The 16,231-nt window shown below is 73.1% G+C and carries 12 protein-coding genes and 2 pseudogenes; 5 read left to right on the top strand and 9 right to left on the bottom strand.

Annotated elements, in window-relative coordinates; translation table 11 throughout:
* Positions 1-427: 427 nt before the first annotated feature.
* From ACZ4WV_RS14185 to ACZ4WV_RS14175, 3 genes are all read right to left on the bottom strand, one after another.
* On the bottom strand, positions 428-1,804 hold the full coding sequence (locus ACZ4WV_RS14185) for an MFS transporter (protein WP_465746267.1): 1,377 nt from the start codon (positions 1,802-1,804) through the stop codon (positions 428-430).
* Complete coding sequence (locus ACZ4WV_RS14180) at positions 1,801-2,391, bottom strand: TetR/AcrR family transcriptional regulator (protein WP_465746265.1); 591 nt, start codon at positions 2,389-2,391, stop codon at positions 1,801-1,803. Before ACZ4WV_RS14180 ends, ACZ4WV_RS14185 begins: the two co-directional genes overlap by 4 nt.
* A gap of 377 nt (positions 2,392-2,768) precedes the next feature.
* The gene (locus tag ACZ4WV_RS14175) at positions 2,769-2,945 is read right to left on the bottom strand and encodes an antitoxin (protein WP_465746263.1); all 177 of its coding nucleotides are present in this window, start codon (positions 2,943-2,945) and stop codon (positions 2,769-2,771) included.
* Between the two features lie 300 nt (positions 2,946-3,245).
* Between ACZ4WV_RS14175 and ACZ4WV_RS14170 the strand changes: the two genes are divergently transcribed.
* Positions 3,246-4,781: a M28 family metallopeptidase gene (locus ACZ4WV_RS14170; protein WP_465746472.1), complete on the top strand. Its 1,536-nt coding sequence runs from the start codon at positions 3,246-3,248 to the stop codon at positions 4,779-4,781.
* Positions 4,782-5,049: 268 nt separating this feature from the next.
* Entirely contained in the window at positions 5,050-6,456 is a 1,407-nt protein-coding gene (lpdA, locus tag ACZ4WV_RS14165) for a dihydrolipoyl dehydrogenase (RefSeq protein WP_465746261.1), read from the top strand.
* A gap of 181 nt (positions 6,457-6,637) precedes the next feature.
* Here the strand turns inward: lpdA and ACZ4WV_RS14160 are convergent, their stop codons facing one another.
* Entirely contained in the window at positions 6,638-6,973 is a 336-nt protein-coding gene (locus ACZ4WV_RS14160) for a GNAT family N-acetyltransferase (protein ID WP_465746259.1), read from the bottom strand.
* Positions 6,974-7,426: 453 nt separating this feature from the next.
* Between ACZ4WV_RS14160 and ACZ4WV_RS14155 the strand changes: the two genes are divergently transcribed.
* Positions 7,427-8,572: a PP2C family protein-serine/threonine phosphatase gene (locus ACZ4WV_RS14155; RefSeq protein WP_465746257.1), complete on the top strand. Its 1,146-nt coding sequence runs from the start codon at positions 7,427-7,429 to the stop codon at positions 8,570-8,572.
* A gap of 72 nt (positions 8,573-8,644) precedes the next feature.
* Here ACZ4WV_RS14155 and ACZ4WV_RS14150 read toward each other — a convergent pair.
* Positions 8,645-9,896, bottom strand: a pseudogene (locus ACZ4WV_RS14150) (threonine/serine exporter family protein).
* A 148-nt stretch (positions 9,897-10,044) separates the two neighbouring features.
* Positions 10,045-10,983 carry an oxidoreductase gene (locus ACZ4WV_RS14145; protein ID WP_465746255.1) on the bottom strand — a complete coding sequence of 313 codons (939 nt, stop codon included), beginning with the start codon at positions 10,981-10,983 and terminating at the stop codon, positions 10,045-10,047.
* 195 nt (positions 10,984-11,178) lie between these two features.
* On the opposite strand from ACZ4WV_RS14145, the pseudogene ACZ4WV_RS14140 reads away from it, so the two are divergent.
* Positions 11,179-11,322: pseudogene (locus ACZ4WV_RS14140) on the top strand (helix-turn-helix domain-containing protein); the annotation flags it as partial.
* Between the two features lie 73 nt (positions 11,323-11,395).
* Here ACZ4WV_RS14140 and ACZ4WV_RS14135 read toward each other — a convergent pair.
* Positions 11,396-12,088 carry a Tat pathway signal sequence domain protein gene (locus tag ACZ4WV_RS14135; protein ID WP_465746253.1) on the bottom strand — a complete coding sequence of 231 codons (693 nt, stop codon included), beginning with the start codon at positions 12,086-12,088 and terminating at the stop codon, positions 11,396-11,398.
* A 215-nt stretch (positions 12,089-12,303) separates the two neighbouring features.
* Positions 12,304-12,786: a carboxymuconolactone decarboxylase family protein gene (locus ACZ4WV_RS14130; RefSeq protein WP_465746251.1), complete on the bottom strand. Its 483-nt coding sequence runs from the start codon at positions 12,784-12,786 to the stop codon at positions 12,304-12,306.
* Positions 12,787-13,015: 229 nt separating this feature from the next.
* Between ACZ4WV_RS14130 and ACZ4WV_RS14125 the strand changes: the two genes are divergently transcribed.
* A complete protein-coding gene (locus ACZ4WV_RS14125; protein WP_465746249.1) occupies positions 13,016-13,918 on the top strand; it encodes an RNA polymerase sigma-70 factor in 903 nt (300 codons plus the stop codon).
* Positions 13,919-13,994: 76 nt separating this feature from the next.
* Here the strand turns inward: ACZ4WV_RS14125 and ACZ4WV_RS14120 are convergent, their stop codons facing one another.
* The gene (locus ACZ4WV_RS14120) at positions 13,995-15,845 is read right to left on the bottom strand and encodes a phospholipase C (RefSeq protein WP_465746247.1); all 1,851 of its coding nucleotides are present in this window, start codon (positions 15,843-15,845) and stop codon (positions 13,995-13,997) included.
* Positions 15,846-16,231: the final 386 nt, after the last annotated feature.

Raw genomic sequence — 16,231 nt, 5'->3', positions numbered from 1 at the left:
TCCATGGGCCGGCCGAACCGCCCCCTCCCGGGGCCACGTCGGGCGGCTGCTGCGGTAACCGGGTGCGTGACCGCCCCGGCCGGGCCGCGCAGCCGGAGCGCCGGGCATGGGTGGCCGATCCTCGCCCCCGCCCGGACCGGCCGTTGATGCCGGCGTGGAAATTCTTCCGGGGTGCCCTGCAACCTCGGCGAGGGAGTGAGCGGGTGACGGGTCGGTCAGTGGTGCGGTTGTGCTGGAGGGGGCGGGTCGTCGCCGGCAGCCGCTGGCTGATGTGGGCGCCGGCGCGTTCGTTGGAGGGGCCGCCGTTGCCGTCGGCTGTCGCCTCCGTGGCGGCCGGCGGGCGTACCGTGCGTGGGTGCGGCGATCCTCGAAGGGCCGGATCGAGCGGGGCGAGCCGCAGGACTTGTATCCCACCCGGGCGGCGGCGTCACGGGTGTTGGACGGCCTGTCGGCGGGGGGCCGCTGGGTGGGGGAGTCGGAGGGCCAGGAGCGTTCCGGCTGCGGCCAGGGCGGCTGTCGCCAGGGCGGATGAGGTGAGGGCGGTGCCGGGCGGGGTGCGGCCCGCGACGGTGGTGGCGAGGGCGACGCCCAGTGCTGGGCCGATGTTCATCGCCGTCTGCTGGAGGCCGCCCGCGACCCCGGCCTCGGCGGAGGTGGCGCCTCGGACGATCATCGAGGTGGCGGTGGCCATCACCGCGCCGAAGCCGCTGCCGAGCAGGAGGAAGCAGCAGCCGATGGCGAGGGCGCCCGAGGACGGGCTCAGCCGGGCGGTGAGCAGTGCGCCCGAGGTGATCACCGCCATTCCGAGCAGCACGGTGGTGCGCGAGCCGTGGCGTTTCGCCAGTCGGGCCGAGGCCCGCGCGGCGAGGATCATCGCCCCTGCGAGCGGCGCCCCTCGCAGGGCGCTGTCCAGCGGATCGAGGCCGAGGACGTCCTGCAGGTAGTAGGTGGCGGGGAAGAGGGTCCCGAACACCGTGGCCGACGCCGTGAGCAGGACGCCGAGCGCGGGGCCCACCGCCGGTGACCGGAGCAGGTCGGCGGGCAGCAGTGGACGGGCGGTGCGGCGCTCGTGGCGGGCCAGGGCGGTGGTGGCGAGTACGGCGGCCGCGAGGCCGAGGATCGTGGTCGGGGACCAGCCACCGGTGGGCAGGGCGACCAGGGTGTGCACCAGGCAGGCCAGGGCGAGCGCGAGCAGCCCCGCGCCGGGTAGGTCGAGGCCTGGGGCGGTCGTCCGCTCGGGCGGAGCCGAGGGCACCGCGAGGGCCGCGAGCAGGAAGGCGGCCACGGCCGGCAGGACGCCGAGCAGGAAGACGGCCCGCCAGCCGAAGTGGGTGGTGAGGGCGCCGCCGACCAGCGGTCCGGCCGCCGCGGAGAGGCCGACGGCGGCGGTGCGGGCGGCGATCGCGCCGGGCAGCCGGTCGGCGGGCCAGACGGCGCGCAGCATGCCCAGGGTGGCGGGCTGGAGCAGCGCGCCGCAGACGCCTTGGAGGACGCGCAGCGCGATCACCCAGCCGATGCCGGGCGCGAGGGCGATTCCGGCGGAGGCGGCGGCGAAGCCCGCCACGCCGAGGGTGAAGACGCGCCGGTGCCCGTACCGGTCGCCGAGGCGGCCGGCGAAGACCAGCAGGGCGGCGACGGTGACCAGGTAGCCGGTGCTGGTCCACTGGACGGCGGTGAGGGAGGCGTGCAGGTCGTGTTGGAGGGTGGGCTGGGCGACGGTCAGGACGGTGCCGTCGAGGGCGACCAGGACGGCGCAGGTGATGCTGGCGGCGAGGGTGAGCCGTTGGCGGCGCTGCGGCGTCACCGGGGGGCCGGGCCGAGGTGGGCGTCCAGGGTGGCGCGCAGCAGCGGGGTGATGTCCTCCGTGCCGGTGACCAGGCGCAGGCTGCCCCAGGCGCGCAGCTGGGCGAGGCCGTGCAGGTTGGCCCAGAGGGCGGCGGTGGCGGCGGTGGGGTCGTCGCACTGCGGGTGGACCTCGGCGATCAGGCCGCTGAAGGTCCGGAACAGCGGCAGCGTGGTGCGGCGCAGGTCGGCGCCGCTGCCCTCCAGCAGGTCGTGACGGAACATCAGCTCGAACATGCCGGGGTTCGCCGCGGCGTAGCCGAGGTAGGCGCGGGCGAGGGCGTCGAGGCGGGTGCGCGCGTCGGCGCCGGTGGTGGTGGCGACGGCGTCGGCGCCCGCGAGGGAGTCGGTGAGCCTTCCGAAGCCGTGCTGGGCGATGGCGGCGAGCAGTTCCCGGTGGGTGGGGAAGTGGCGGCGCGGGGCGCCGTGCGAGACCCCGGCCTGTCGGGCGATCTCGCGCAGCCCGAGCGCGTTGACGCCCTCCCGGGTGACCAGCTCGACGCCGGCGGCCACCAGTCGGGCGCGCAGGCCCCTGTCCTGTTCAGTCATGGACACTGTCTACCAGCACGTCGTAGACAGTGTCTACCAGCCTGTGGCGACGCGAACGGAGGCAGAATCGGGGTATGGACGAAGGCGGCGAACCGGCCTGTTGGCTGGACCGGGTGTGCCCGGAGTGCGGACGGCTGCGCGAGCGGCCCGGGCCGTGGCCCTGCGAGAACTGCGGCGCGGTCGGGGAACCCGAGGCCGGCGGAGTGCCGGATCCCAGTGGGTCGCCGGATCCTGGGGCGTTGCCGGAAGGCACGCGGGAGCCCCGGCACGAGCCGGAGCCGGTGTTGGATCGGCCACGGGAACGGGACCGTCCGGGCCGGGGTGACGGCTGAGAAGCGCCGCACCCCGGCCCGGACGGGCGGAACGGGTGCCGCGTGCTACTGCGGCGGCTGGTCGCGGAACTGGTCCTTGAGCCGGTCCTGGGCGGCGTCCGTCTGGCTGCTGTACTTGCCCTGAGTGCGTTCGTCGAAGGTGTCGCCGCCCTTGTCGACGGCCTTTTCGGCTTGCTCCTCGTGGCCCTTCAGCATGCTCTTGAGCTTATCCAACATGGACATGTGGTCACCCTCCTGGATGAGACGCCCCCTCTCCAGGATCACCGCGAAGGGCGTCCCGCGCATTTCGCGGCCGCGCGGCGGCCTTGGCAAGTCGATCCCGGTCATGTCAAATCGTGAGTTCACGGGCCGTCGGAAGGAGTCTCCTTGAAGCCGCCCAGCCGTCGTCAGACGTCCCCGTTCGACCGTCCCACTCCGCCGGACCACATCGCCCTGCCTGAATCCGCCGTCGCGGGCCCGGATCCCACTGCCCCGGCTCCGCTTCTGCTCACTGACCGTCACCGTGGCGACGGAGGCGCCGCGCTGACCGCCGCCGCGCTGGTCACCCCGCTGCTGCTGCTCGGGGTCGGTACCGGCACCGCGAACGCCGACTCGGACCCGGCGCTCCGGGGTGCCAGGCTCGCCGAGCGGCTGGTCGAGACCAGCAGCGCCGAGGGCGCGCACCGGACGCTGGCCGCGCTGCAACGCTTCGCGGACCGCAACGGCGGCACCAGGGCCGCCGGTTCGAAGGGGCACGAGGAGTCGGCGCGGTACATCGACGAACAGGCGCGGCGCGCCGGCCTCAAGGTGTCCGAGCAGGAGTTCGAGTACACCTTCTTCGAGGTGCGCTCGGAGCGCCTGGACGTCGTCTCCCCGCAGGCCGAGTCAGTCCCGGTGAGGGCCATGACCTACTCGGTGAGCGGTCCGGAGGCGGGCCTGACCGCCGACCTGGCCGTGGCGCCGGTCAGTGCGGCCACCGGCTGCACGCCCGCGGACTACCCCGCCGGCGCCTTCACCGGTCGGATCGCGCTGATCCGCCGCGGCGGCTGTGGTTTCGCCGAGAAGCAGGCGGCCGCGGCGGCGGCCGGTGCCCTCGGGGCGGTCATCTACAACAACACCGAGGGTGACCTCAACGGGACCCTGGGCGAGCCGACCTCCGGGAGGATCCCGACCGGCGGGATCGCCGCGGCAGCCGGGGAGGCGCTGGCCGCGCGGGCGGCCGCCGGGCCGGTACGGATCGAGCTCGACATCCGGGCCCTCATGGAGCCGCGCAGGACCTGGAACGTCATCGCCGAGACCCGCGGCGGTGACCCGGCGAACACCGTGATGGTCGGCGCCCACCTGGACTCCGTCCCCGCCGGGCCCGGCGTCAACGACAACGGCTCCGGCTCGGCGGGCATCCTGGAGGTCGCCAGGAACCTCGGCGTCCGCCCGGTGAAGAATAAGGTCCGCTTCGCCTGGTGGTCCGCCGAGGAGTTCGGTCTCAAGGGCTCCGAGGCGTACGTGAAGTCACTCTCCGCAGCCGACCGCGAGAAGATCCGGCTCTACCTCAACTTCGACATGATCGCCTCCCCCAACTACGCGCAGTTCGTCTACAACGGCTCCGGCAGCGCGGGCGGCGGCGCGGGCCCGGAGAGCTCGGCGCAGATCGAGCGGGACCTCACCGAGTACCTGGACGGCCGCGACCTCCCGCACGACCCGTCGGCCTTCAACGGCCGCTCCGACTACGGACCGTTCATCGACGCGGGCATCCCGGCGGGCGGCACCGACACCGGCGCCGAGGTGATCAAGTCCTCCGAGCAGCAGGCCCGTTACGGCGGCACGGCGGGCACCGCCTTCGATCCCTGCTACCACAAGGCCTGCGACGGCCTGGACAACATCGACATGGACGCCTTCGACCTCAACATCGACGTGATCGCCCACGCCGTCGGCACCTACGCCTGGGACCTCTCGTCGCTGCGGCGGCCCGCGCCCGCGCCCGCCCTCCGCCCCGCCGCTCAGGCGGCGCCCGGAACGGGTATCAGCGGTACGGGCGGCGCCTCCGGCGGCGGGGCGGACGCCCACCAGGTGGCTGCCTGACGCCCGGGTGGGCCCGCTGCCGTCCTCGGGCGGCGGGCCCACCCGCCTACCCTGCGCACACCATCCATCCGGGAACCTCCCCTCCGACATCGCCCCTGGTGGGGCCGGGTACGAGCCACCGTAGTGGGGACCACTGACAATCCGGCCCGGGCGCTGTACGGTGCCGCGCGGAGCGCATCCACCGAGACCCGGTGGGTGGGCCGGGTCCGGTCCTGACACCATGGGACCGAGATCACGACACCGTGACACCCTCGGAGGAGTCAGCAACATGAGCACGCACTACGACGTCGTCGTCCTCGGCGCGGGCCCCGGCGGCTACACCGCCGCCGTCCGCTCGGCCCAGTTGGGCCTGAAGGTGGCGGTCATCGAGGCCAAGTACTGGGGCGGCGTCTGCCTCAACGTCGGCTGCATCCCCTCCAAGGCCCTGCTGCGCAACGCCGAGCTCGCCCACATCTTCACCAAGGAGGCCAAGACCTTCGGCATCAAGGTCGACGGCCAGGTGACCTTCGACTTCGGCGAGGCCTTCCGCCGCAGCCGGTCGGTGGCCGACGGCCGGGTCAAGGGCGTCCACTACCTGATGAAGAAGAACGGCATCACCGAGTACGACGGTTGGGGCACCTTCGTCGACGACCACACCCTCCAGGTCGCGCTCAGTGGCGGCGGCTTCGACGTCGTCACCTTCGACCACTGCATCATCGCGGCCGGCGCCACCACCCGCCTGCTGCCCGGCACCAGCCTGAGCGAGCGGGTGGTCACCTACGAGGAGCAGATCCTCACCGAGCAGCTGCCGGAGAGCATCATCATCGCGGGCGCCGGCGCGATCGGCGTCGAGTTCGCCTACGTGCTGCACAACTACGGCGTGAAGGTCACCATCGTCGAGTTCCTGGACCGCATGGTCCCGCTCGAGGACGTCGAGGTCTCCACCGAACTCGCCAAGCAGTACCGAAAGCTGGGCATCGAGGTGCTCACCTCCACCCGGGTCGAGTCGATCGACGACAGCGACCCGGCCGCCAAGGTCCGCGTCACCGTCACCAAGGACGGTCAGCAGCAGGTGCTGGAGGCCGACAAGGTGCTCCAGGCGATCGGCTTCGCGCCGCGGGTCAACGGCTACGGCCTGGAGAACACCGGGGTCAAGCTCACCGACCGCAACGCCATCGCGGTGGACGGCCGCGGCCGCACCAGCGTCGACCACATCTTCGCGATCGGCGACGTCACCGCGAAGCTGATGCTCGCGCACGCCGCCGAGGCGATGGCCGTGATCGCCGCCGAGACCATCGGCGGGGCGGAGACCATGGAGGTGGACTTCGTCATGATCCCGCGCGCCACCTACTGCCAGCCGCAGATCGCCTCCTTCGGGTACACCGAGGCGCAGGCCCGCGAACTGGGCTACGACGTCAAGGTCGCCAAGTTCCCGTTCACCGCCAACGGCAAGGCCCACGGCCTCGGCCACCCGATCGGCTTCGTCAAGGTCATCAGCGACAACAAGTACGGCGAGCTGCTCGGCGCCCACCTGATCGGCCCGGAGGTCACCGAGCTGCTGCCCGAGCTGACCCTGGCCCAGCAGTGGGACCTCACCGTCCACGAGGTCGCCCGCAACGTGCACGCCCACCCGACGCTGGGCGAGGCGGTCAAGGAGGCCATCCACGGCCTGGCCGGTCACATGATCAACATGTGACGGACCCGGATCCGACACCGCGCCCCGCCGGGAAGTCCACCGGCGGGGCGCGTGTGTTTCCCACCCGGCCGCCATCAGGTCCACCCGGCCACCGAAGCGCAGGCAGGGCGTCAGCGAGGCGCCGGCCGAACCGGGCGGGACGCGGCGGATCGGTGCCGCGCGGCGGGTCGGTGACGGCCGGTCAGCGCAGCCGGGAGTGCAGCCAGTCGGTGACCTCCGGGGTGACCGGGTCGGCGAGATCGGCGAACTCGGCGTGCTTGGTGAGGAAATCGGCCACGTACGAGCAGACCGGCACGACTCGCCGGCCGGCGGCGCGGACGTCGGTCAGCGCCTCCTGGACAAGCCGGCCGGCCAGGCCCCGGCCGGAGAAGGCGTCGCCCACCACGGTGTGGTGGAAGACCCGCTGCCCGTCGCGGTCCAAGTACTCGGCGAATCCGGCGAGTTCGTCGTCGACCAGGATCTCGTAGCGGTGCAGGTCGTCCGCCCGCCGGACGACGGGAGTGCTGGGAGTGCTCACGGTCGAGACCTTTCGCTTCCGGGGCGCAGACGGGACACGGACGGGTCGCGGTGCGGGGCCGGGGCCGCCCCGGGCACTGTCCCGCCCGAGGACGGCCGGTGTCCTGGTCCCGTCCGGTTCCACGGCAGCCTACGGGTTGCCTGGCGGGGTCTGCGGTGAAGGCGCCCGGTGCTGGGCCGATCGTGCGACGGCCGGGGGCGCGAGGCCGTTGCGCGCGCCTCGACGGGCCGCGCCGCCTAACGTGGGGCGCGACGTCTCCGCCCGGAGCCACGCGCCCGGCGGGGATCCGGACGGCTTCCGGATGGGCGCGCGGACCGTCGAGAAGCCGTGAGCCGAGAAGCCGTGAGCCGAGAAGCTGTGAGCCGAGAAGTCGAGAAGCCGTAGGCCGTGGAGCGGGAGAGACGGCCGGCGGGAAGCCGTGACGTCGGATTGGGCGGATGAGTGGAGGGGCACTTGCCGGGACGGTCCGTGGAGGTGCAGCAGCAGCCGCTGCCGATGCTGGCCCGGTACGGCCACCGATCGTGGCTGGTGCCCGCCGCGCTGCTGGTGGCGGTCATCGCCGTGGACGCGCTGACGCCGCACTCCTTCGCCTCCGTCAGCTGGCTGGTCCTGGTCCCCGTGGTCGCCGCCGGGCTGTGCGGGCCGCTGCTCACCGTGGGCTTCTCCGGCCTGTCGATCGCCATCTACCCGGCGCTGGACAGCATCTGGGCCAAGTCCCAGGGGATCGATGACTTCCTGCTGGTGATCGCCGGGGCCGCCCTCGCGGTGCCGCTCAGTCTCGCCCGCGCCCGGGCCGCCGCCTACGTCCGGCACCTGCAGGGTGCCGCCGAGACCACCCGGCAGGTCATGCTGCGTCCGGTGCCGCACGGCTGGGGCGGAGTGGACTCGGCGGCCCGCTACCTGGCGGCGGACATCGAAGCCCGGGTGGGCGGCGACTTCTACGACGTCGTGGCCACCCCGTTCGGCGCCAGGGTCATCCTGGGGGACGTCCAGGGCAAGGGACTGCCGGCCGTCTCCACGGCGGCGGCCCTGGTCGGCTGCTTCCGGGAGGCCGCCTTCCAGCTGGAGGACCTGGCGGACGTCGCGTTCCGGCTGGAGGAACGGCTGCTCCGGCAGAACCGGATGTCGGCCCGGCTGGGGGAGCGGGAGGAACGGTTCGTCACCGCGGTCGTCCTCTGGTTCCCGGCCGACGCGACGGGGGAGGTCCGGCTGGTCAACTTCGGCCACGACAGCCCCCACGTCATCGGTCCGGCCGGCGTGCGGCAACTGCCCGCCGGCAACGGTGCGCCGATCGGCCTCGCCCAGCTGACCGGCGGACTTCCGGAGGTTCAGCGGCTGCTCCTGGCGGCGGACGAGACCGTGCTGATCGTCTCCGACGGGGTGACCGAGGCGCGCGACCGGCAGGGTGACTTCTTCGACCTCCGCGCGCACCTGGAGCACCTGGCCGGGCAGTCCGGTGCCGCCGACCCCGAACACCTGGTGGGCGACGTCGCCGCGGCCGTCATCCGGCACACGGGCGGTCGCCGCACTGACGACACGGCGCTGCTCGCCGTCCGGCGGTCCGCCGGGGTGTCGCCGGAGGAGGCGATGTGGGGCTGAGCGCCGCTGGCCGGCGCCTCCTCGGCGCTTCCTCGGAGACTTCCTCGGGGCGCCGCCGCGCGCGACCGCCGCTCAGGCCCGCAGCTGCGCCACCGCGAGCGAGGGGCGCGGGATCCGGCTGATCACCGCGCCGATCAGGGTGCCGATCGAGACCCCGAACACCGCGGACACGGCGGCCAGCACCGACTGCGCCCCGTTGCCGACCTCGATCTGCGCGGTGTTGAGCAGGCCGAACGAACCCGGCACCACGATCCAGAACGCCGGGAGGTACAGCACCTGCCAGAGCGGGCCGCCCGGCAGCCAGTGCACCACGGTGGCCGCGACGGCGGCGCTGACCGCGCCGGCCAGGCCGCCGATCGCCGCGCCGTGGACCGAGCCCACCACCACCTGCACGGTGACGCTGACCGCAATCACCGCGACGATCCACGGAGTGGCGGCCGGCGGGGTGTGGACGTTGATCACCACGCCGGCCACCGCGAGCGCCAGCCCCAGCCCGAGTACCCACCACGTCGGTTCGGCCACTTGTACGTTGGCGAGAGCGGAGGCCGGCATGCCGGTCGCGGTCGCGGCGGCGGCCACCCCGGCGAGGAAGAGCGCCAGCTGCACCGCGCCGGACACCAGCCGGGCCGACCCGGCGCTGGCGGCGCCCGCCGCGATCTCCGACAGTCCGGTGACCAGCAGCCCGCCCGGCAGCAGGATCGCCAGGGTGGCCACGATGGTGCGCAGCGGCCCGTCCAGCAGCGAGGCCCGGGCGAGCGCGAGGACGAGCAGTGCGACCAGGAGCCCGGCCGCGACGGGCAGCAGCGGACGCAGCCGGGGCAGCCGGCGGGCCAGCATGGTCAGCCCCACCACGACCAGCGAGCCGGCCCCGGCGGCCAGCACGTTCGCCGGCACCGGCTGGAGGAAGACGCAGACGCCCACGCCGACCGGCAGTGCCCCGAGGTCCGCCACCCAGGCGGGCCAGCGGGCCGGGGCCCGGCGTATCCGGTCCAGTTCGGCCAGCGCCTGCGGGCCGTCGGACTCGCCCGCGCAGGCGGTGGACGAGGTGCAGGACGTCCGCGGTCTGCTCGAACCGGAGCGCGGCGCGGACCGGCTGGAACCGGGTGGCCTCGTCCGCGTCCAGCGCGACGAACAGCCCGTTCGTCAGGGCGGCGACCCGCACCTCCGGAGCCCCCATCGCCCGCCCCAGGCCGTGGAGCTCCTCCTCGACGTCGTGGACGGGAAGGCCGCCGCCCAGCAGGGCTTCGCCCAGTTCGAGCAGCAGGCGGCGGAGCGGATCCGGTGGGACCTCGGGGCCCCGGACCGACGGAGACGTGCTAGACATGGCAGGTATCGTCCCATCCCGCCCGAATCAGTCCGACTCGGCCCTGGTCTGTTCGCGGCCGGGCGGTTTCCGGCCGAATCCTTACGCACGCCTGCAGGCGGGAGGGCGCCGGGCCTCGCGGGGCGGTGGGGGCCTCGGGGCCGTGGGGTCACGGGCCGTCAGCGACCGGCGCCCCGAGCGCCTCCCATTCCTCCGGGGTCAGCCGCAGGGCGGCCGCCGCGATGTTCTCGTCCAAGTGGGCCGGATCGGCCGTCCCGGGAATGGCCAGCACATGCGACCCGCGGTGGAGGGTCCAGGCGAGCCGCACCTGGGCCGGTGTGGCGGCGTGGGCGCGGGCGACCGCGCGAACCCGGTCGTCCCGCTCCTGCCCGGCGGCCGCCTCGCGGCGCCGCCCGGAGAGCGCGAAGAAGGGGACGAAGGCGATGCCGAGCTCGCCGCAGAGGTCGACCAGGCCGTTCTCGTCGGCCCGGCGCCAGTCGAGTCCGTAGGAGTTCTGCACGCAGACCACCGGGGCGATGGCCCGGGCCTCGGCGACGTGCTCGGGTCGGACGTTGGAGAGGCCCAGGTGCCGGATCAGGCCCGCTTCGCGCAGCTCGGCGAGCGCGCCGAAGTGCTCGGCGACGGAGGGCAGGCCAGGACCGCTGCCGCGCAGGTTCACCACGTCGAGGTGGTCCCGGCCCAGCTGCCGCAGGTTCTCCTCCACCTGGCCGCGCAGCTGGTCGGGGCGGGCCATGGGCTGCCACTCGCCGGACGGATCGCGGCCCGGTCCGACCTTGGTGACGACGACCACGTCGTCCCGGTAGGACGACAGCGCGCGGTTGATCAGCTCGTTGGCCGAGCGCAGCGGGGAGAAGTAGAAGGAGGCCGTGTCGATGTGGTTGACGCCCTGGTCGACCGCCCGGCGCAGCAGGCGGACGGCGAGGTCGCGGTCGATCGGCGGGCCGTCCGAGTTCCCGGCCATGCCGTTGCCGGTCAGCCGCATCGCCCCGTAGCCGATGCGGCTGACCTCCCGGTCACCCAGTTTCCATGTCCCCGCAGCCGTCGCCGTCACCGTGCCCCGATTCCCTTCATCTCGGCGGACAGCCATGTCGCCGTCCGGCCGGAGCCTGGAGTATGGGGCGGCTGCGGGGCGTTCCGACAGCGGTCGGCGATGCGCGGATCATCACGTCCGGTTCGGGAACCAACGGTCACCGCCCAGCCGTTGGACCTGCTGAGCTGCTCGACACGCCGAGCAGCCCAACACGTCTTCAGTGCACCGGTGCGGTCGAGCGAGCGCGTGTGGGCGGAGGACCTGCTGCGCAACACCGGGGCGACCGTCGCCGCCGTGGCCCGGGAGGTCGGCTACGACGACCCCTTCGCCTTCAGCGTGGCGTTCAAGCGCGCCCGGAGCGTCACCCCCTCCGCCTGGCGCCGGCAGGTGCACTGACGGTCGAACCGTCGGATCCGCAGGGGCGGCAGGCGGCCCCTGCGGATCCGCGCCGGCCGGGAGCGGAGGAGGGTCAGTTGACATAGACCGCCGGGGCGCCCGGCTGGGTGGTGTCGGTGACCGGGCCGTAGCTCGCGGAGAAGTAGCCGTCGGCGGGGCAGAGGCCGGAGCCGCCGCTCTTGGCGAAGTGTTCGTTGGTGAAGGTCAGGCTGTGGGCGGTGTTGTCGGCGGCGCCGGTGAAGGAGCCGCTGAGCTTGTAGGTGCAGGTGATGGCGCCGAACCAGGAGTTGAGGACGGCGGTGGCCTGGATCGGGCCGGCGGCGCCGCCGGTGAGGGTGACGGGCAGGCCGGTGCCGTCGGCGACGCTGACGCCGTAGGGGAGGGTGTCGACGGTCAGGCTCCGCACCGAGGTGACGCCGGTGACGTTGCTGGTGCAGGAGCCGAAGGTGAGTCCGGTGAGGGACTCGGTCGCGGTACCGGGGGCGGCCGGGTTGGTCAGGACGGTGGTGCCGAGCCGGGAGGTGGCACAGGTGACGCCCGTGGTGCTGGTCGCGGTCGAGTAGAAGGTCGCGGAGGTGTGCGCGGCGAGCGGCGCCGCCAGCGCGTCGCCCGCCGTGACGGCGGTGCCGCCCGCGCTGCCGGCGGTCAGTACGGCGCCGGCGGCGTGCGGCGCGGCGGAGGCGGGGACGGTGGCGGGGACGACCGCGGCCAGCGCGAGTGCGGCGACGGCGGCTGCGGACACGGTGAGGCGGGGGCGAATGCGCATGGGAAAGCCTCTTCCTCGATGAGGGGGCGAGAAGGCGGACGACCGCTGCTCCCGATGGTGGGGGATCGGGGCAGCTGTCTACGTTCTAGGACTGTGTCGGTGTGCCGTCAAGGTGATGCGCGCAAGTTGCTGACGTTTCGTCAACAAGGGCCGATGCGGAAAACGCCCCGCCCGGGCCGGAGTTGCTGGTCTCGGACGGGGCGTGTGACGGTGATTCAGTCCAGCGCGGCGAAGGCACCCGGCTCGAAGGCGCCGCCGAGGCTGTTGACGATCACGCTCATCCGGTTGGCCGCGTTGATCAGCGCGACCAGGCAGATCAGCGCGCCGACCTGGTCGTCGTCGTAGTGCTTGCGCACCTCGGCCCACGTCGCGTCGGAAACGCCCTCGGCGCCGTCGGCGATCCGGGTACCCTCCTCGGCGAGCGCCAGCGCGGCGCGCTCGGCCTCGGTGAACACGCTGCTGTGTCGCCAGCCCGCGACCAGGTTGATCCGCAGCGCGGTCTCCCCGCGGGCCGCGGCCTCCTTGGAGTGGATGTCGATGCAGAAGCCGCAGCCGTTGATCTGGCTGGCGCGCAACATGGCCAGGTCCTGCACGGGCTGGGAGAGCGTCGACTCCTGGAGGGCCAGCGAGGTGCTGTAGAAGCGCTTGGCGACCTTGGCGGCGGTCGGGCTGTCGAACAGGTTGAAGCGGGTTTCCATGGTGACGTCCTCACTCGTACTCGTCGTGCGCATCCGCGCCGGACGACCACAGGACACGGACGACGCGGCGCCCGTGACAGTGGGCGGCTGTGACGCACGCCACCGCCGGGCGATGTCACGGGCAGGCGTCCACCGGTGTCCCCTGTGCAGCGCACCCGAGCGCACCCGAGCGCACCCGAACGCACCCGAACGCACCGAGCGCACCCGAACGCGAGAGGCAGGAACGGACATGAACCAGGACCCCACGGCGGCCGAGCACCCGGTGAAGGCCGCGACCGAGGTCTTCCTCGCCCACCGCAACCTGCTGTTCACCGTCGCCTACGAGCTGCTCGGCTCGGCCGCCGATGCCGAGGACGTGCTGCAGGAGACCTGGCTGCGCTGGGTGGGCGTCGACCTGGCCGCCGTCCGCGAGCACCGTGCCTACCTTGTGCGGATCTGCACCCGCCAGGCGCTGAACCGGCTGCGGACGCTCGCCCGCCGCCGCGAGTCGTACGTCGGCCCGTGGCTGCCCGAGCCGCTGCTGACCACGCCCGACGTGGCCGAGGACGTCGAACTGGCGGAGAGCGTCTCGCTGGCGATGCTGCTGGTGCTGGAGACCCTCGCGCCGACCGAGCGCGCCGTGTTCGTGCTGCGCGAGGTGTTCGGGCTGGAGTACGGGGAGATCGCCGAGGCGGTCGACAAGTCCCAGGCCGCCGTCCGGCAGATCGCCCACCGGGCCCGCGCCCACGTCGCCGCGCGCCGACCGCGCGGGGCGGTCTCGGCGGTCGAGGCCCGGCGGGCGGTCGCGGCCTTCCAGCGGGCCGTCGAGACCGGTGATCTGCGCGCCCTGCTCGACCTCCTCGCGCCCGACGCCGTCCTGCTGGGCGACGGCGGAGGCGTGGTCCAGGCCGCGCCGGCCCCGGTGGTGGGCGCCGAGTCGGTGGCCGCGCTGCTGTGCCGGATCACCCGGCGAGCGGTCTCGCTGACGGCGGAGCAGGTCAACGGCCGTCCCGCGCTGGTGGTCCGCCTGGGCGGCGAGGTCGACACCGTGCTCGCGCTGCGCCTGGAGGACGGCCTGATCACCGGGCTGTACGCGGTGCGCAATCCGGAGAAGCTGTCCCGGATGACCCGGGAAACGGCGCTCGGCCGTTGACCGCCCGCCGGCCGGAAGACGGACACCGCCGGGCCCTCGGGTGAGGGTCCGGCGGTGTCGGGGGTGAGCGTCAGGTTCAGGCGCGGCGGCCGCGCTTGCGGCGGGCGAGGTAGACCGCGCCGCCGCCGAGGGCGAGCAGGGTGACGGCGGCGGCTGCGATGGGGCCGGTGTCGGAGTCGGCACCGGTGGCGGCCAGGGCGGGGCCGCCGGTGGTGGTGGCGCCCGCGACCGTGGCGGTGCCGGTGCCGGTGCCGGTGCCGGGGTTGCCGGTGGTGGTCGCGGGGCCGGCCGGGGTGGTGGCCGAGGAGCCGCCGGTGGGCTGGCCGGTCGGGGTCGAATCGCCGCCGGCGGGCTGGCCGGTGGTCGGGTCGAGGATCAGCGTGGCCGACTGGGCGTTCTTGAAGTCGAACATGCCCTCGATGGAGCCGGCGTGCTCGTCGAAGGAGTAGTCGCCGATCCGGCCGGTCTTCCAGTTCTCCTCGACGAAGCGCAGGATCGAGGTCTGGTCGGTCTGGGTGTGGTCGACGAAGTTGGACTTGGCGTACGGGGACGCCAGCAGCAGCGGCAGGCGCGGGCCGTAGCCGCAGCGGTCCGCGTAGCCGCCCCAGCCGGCGTCCTTGCCGCACTGGCCGGCGGCGCTCAGGCCGTCGTTGGCGCCGTCGCGCGAGCCGTTGACGGGCTCGGCGAACTTGTGGTCGTACCAGCCGTCCGAGTCGTCGTAGGCGATGACGACGGCGGTGGAGGCCCAGTCCTTGGACTTCTGCAGCTTGTTCAGGGTGTCGACGACGAAGTGCTGCTCGTCCAGCGGGTCGGAGTAACCGGCGTGCCCGTCCTGGTAGTTGGCGGCCTTCAGGTAGCTGACGGCGGGCAGGTCGCCGTGCTGGAGGGCGGCGTCGAAGTCGGTCAGGTCGTACTGGTGGTTCGCCTGGCCGTCGTGGCCGATCTCGTCGACGTCCTTCGGCGCCAGGTGCTTCGGGTTCGCGGTGGACTTGTAGTACTGGAAGGGCTCGTGGTGCGGGTTGTAGTCGGTCTGCGAGGCGCCGACGATGTTGTTGTGCGCGGCGCCGCAGACGGCCTTGCCGTTCGTGGTGCCGGTCGGCTTGAAGCCGCCCTGGAACCAGCCCCAGCTGACGCCCTTGTCGTTGAGCAGGTCGCCGATGTTCTTGCCGGTCATGACCAGTTGGTTGTGCTGCGGGTTGGAGCACTCGTCGTAGCCCGGGTCCGGGTCGTTGATGACGGTGCCCACGCCGTTGGCGTCGGGGGAGGCGACCACGTAGGCGTCGGTGGTCTTCTGCCCGGTCTTCGGGTCCACCGGGTAGCCGCCGTGGGTCTGGCCGGAGATCAGGTTGATCGCGCCGGGGGTGGAGGGTCCGTAGGTGGTGCCGAAGGAGTTGTCGCTCATCGCGAAGCGCTGGGCGTAGTTCCACATGCCGGTGACGGTGTTGCCGTCGTAGTAGTCCATCCCCAGGCCGGGCGCGGTGTACATCGGGGCCTTGCAGCTCTCGACGTCGGTGTGCTCGACGAACTTGTCCATCTTGCCGCCGTCGACGGCGAGCTGCTCGTCCTTGTAGGTGTGGTCCTGGTCGCAGGTGACGGCCTGGGCGGGCCCGAGGCGCTGCGGGTTGTTCCGGTTCGGGTTCTTGTGGAGCAGGTCGTCGCTGAGGCCGTCGACCTTGGGGGTGCCGGGCTTCGCGGTGAACTTGACCTTGTCGTCGGGGGTGTTGGCCGCGTTCGGGTAGGTGCCGAAGTAGTGGTCGAAGGAGACGTTCTCCTGGAATATCACCACCAGGTGCTTGATCGGCGTGGCGGTCTGCGGGCCGTCGGCCGCGAAGGCGGCGGGTGCGCCGGCGAAGGCGGTCAGTGAGGCCGCGCCGATCAGACCGGCACCGTAGCGGAGCCACCGCTTGCGGGTGGGAACTGCGTGCATGGTTGGTTCCTCGACGTCATCGTCATGTGTCAGAAGGTGGGGCCGTGACGCGCGTAGCTCTAGCGGCGCGGCGGCTAGAAACTAGAGGTACCAGATGAACGCGGTTGACGGGTCCATGTTAACGACGGGTTGACCAGGCCTGTACGGAACGGTGCGTCAGGGCTTCGGATCGGTGGGTCAAGTCCGCCATGTCTGCTGAATGTCCGGCGAATGCGACATTTGGCCGGAATTCCTGCCGCACCGTCAGCGGGAGGCCGGCGTCCCCCTGCCGCGCGTCGGGCCCCGGGGGGGGGGGGGGGGGGGGGGGGGGGGGGAGGGGGTCGGGGGGGGGGGGGGGGGGAGGAGGGGGGGGGAGGAAGAGAGCGCGGCAGCGCTGGGCAGTTGGG

Source organism: Kitasatospora sp. NPDC029312, assembly GCF_055569215.1.
This window is presented reverse-complemented; position numbering and strand designations above follow the sequence as displayed.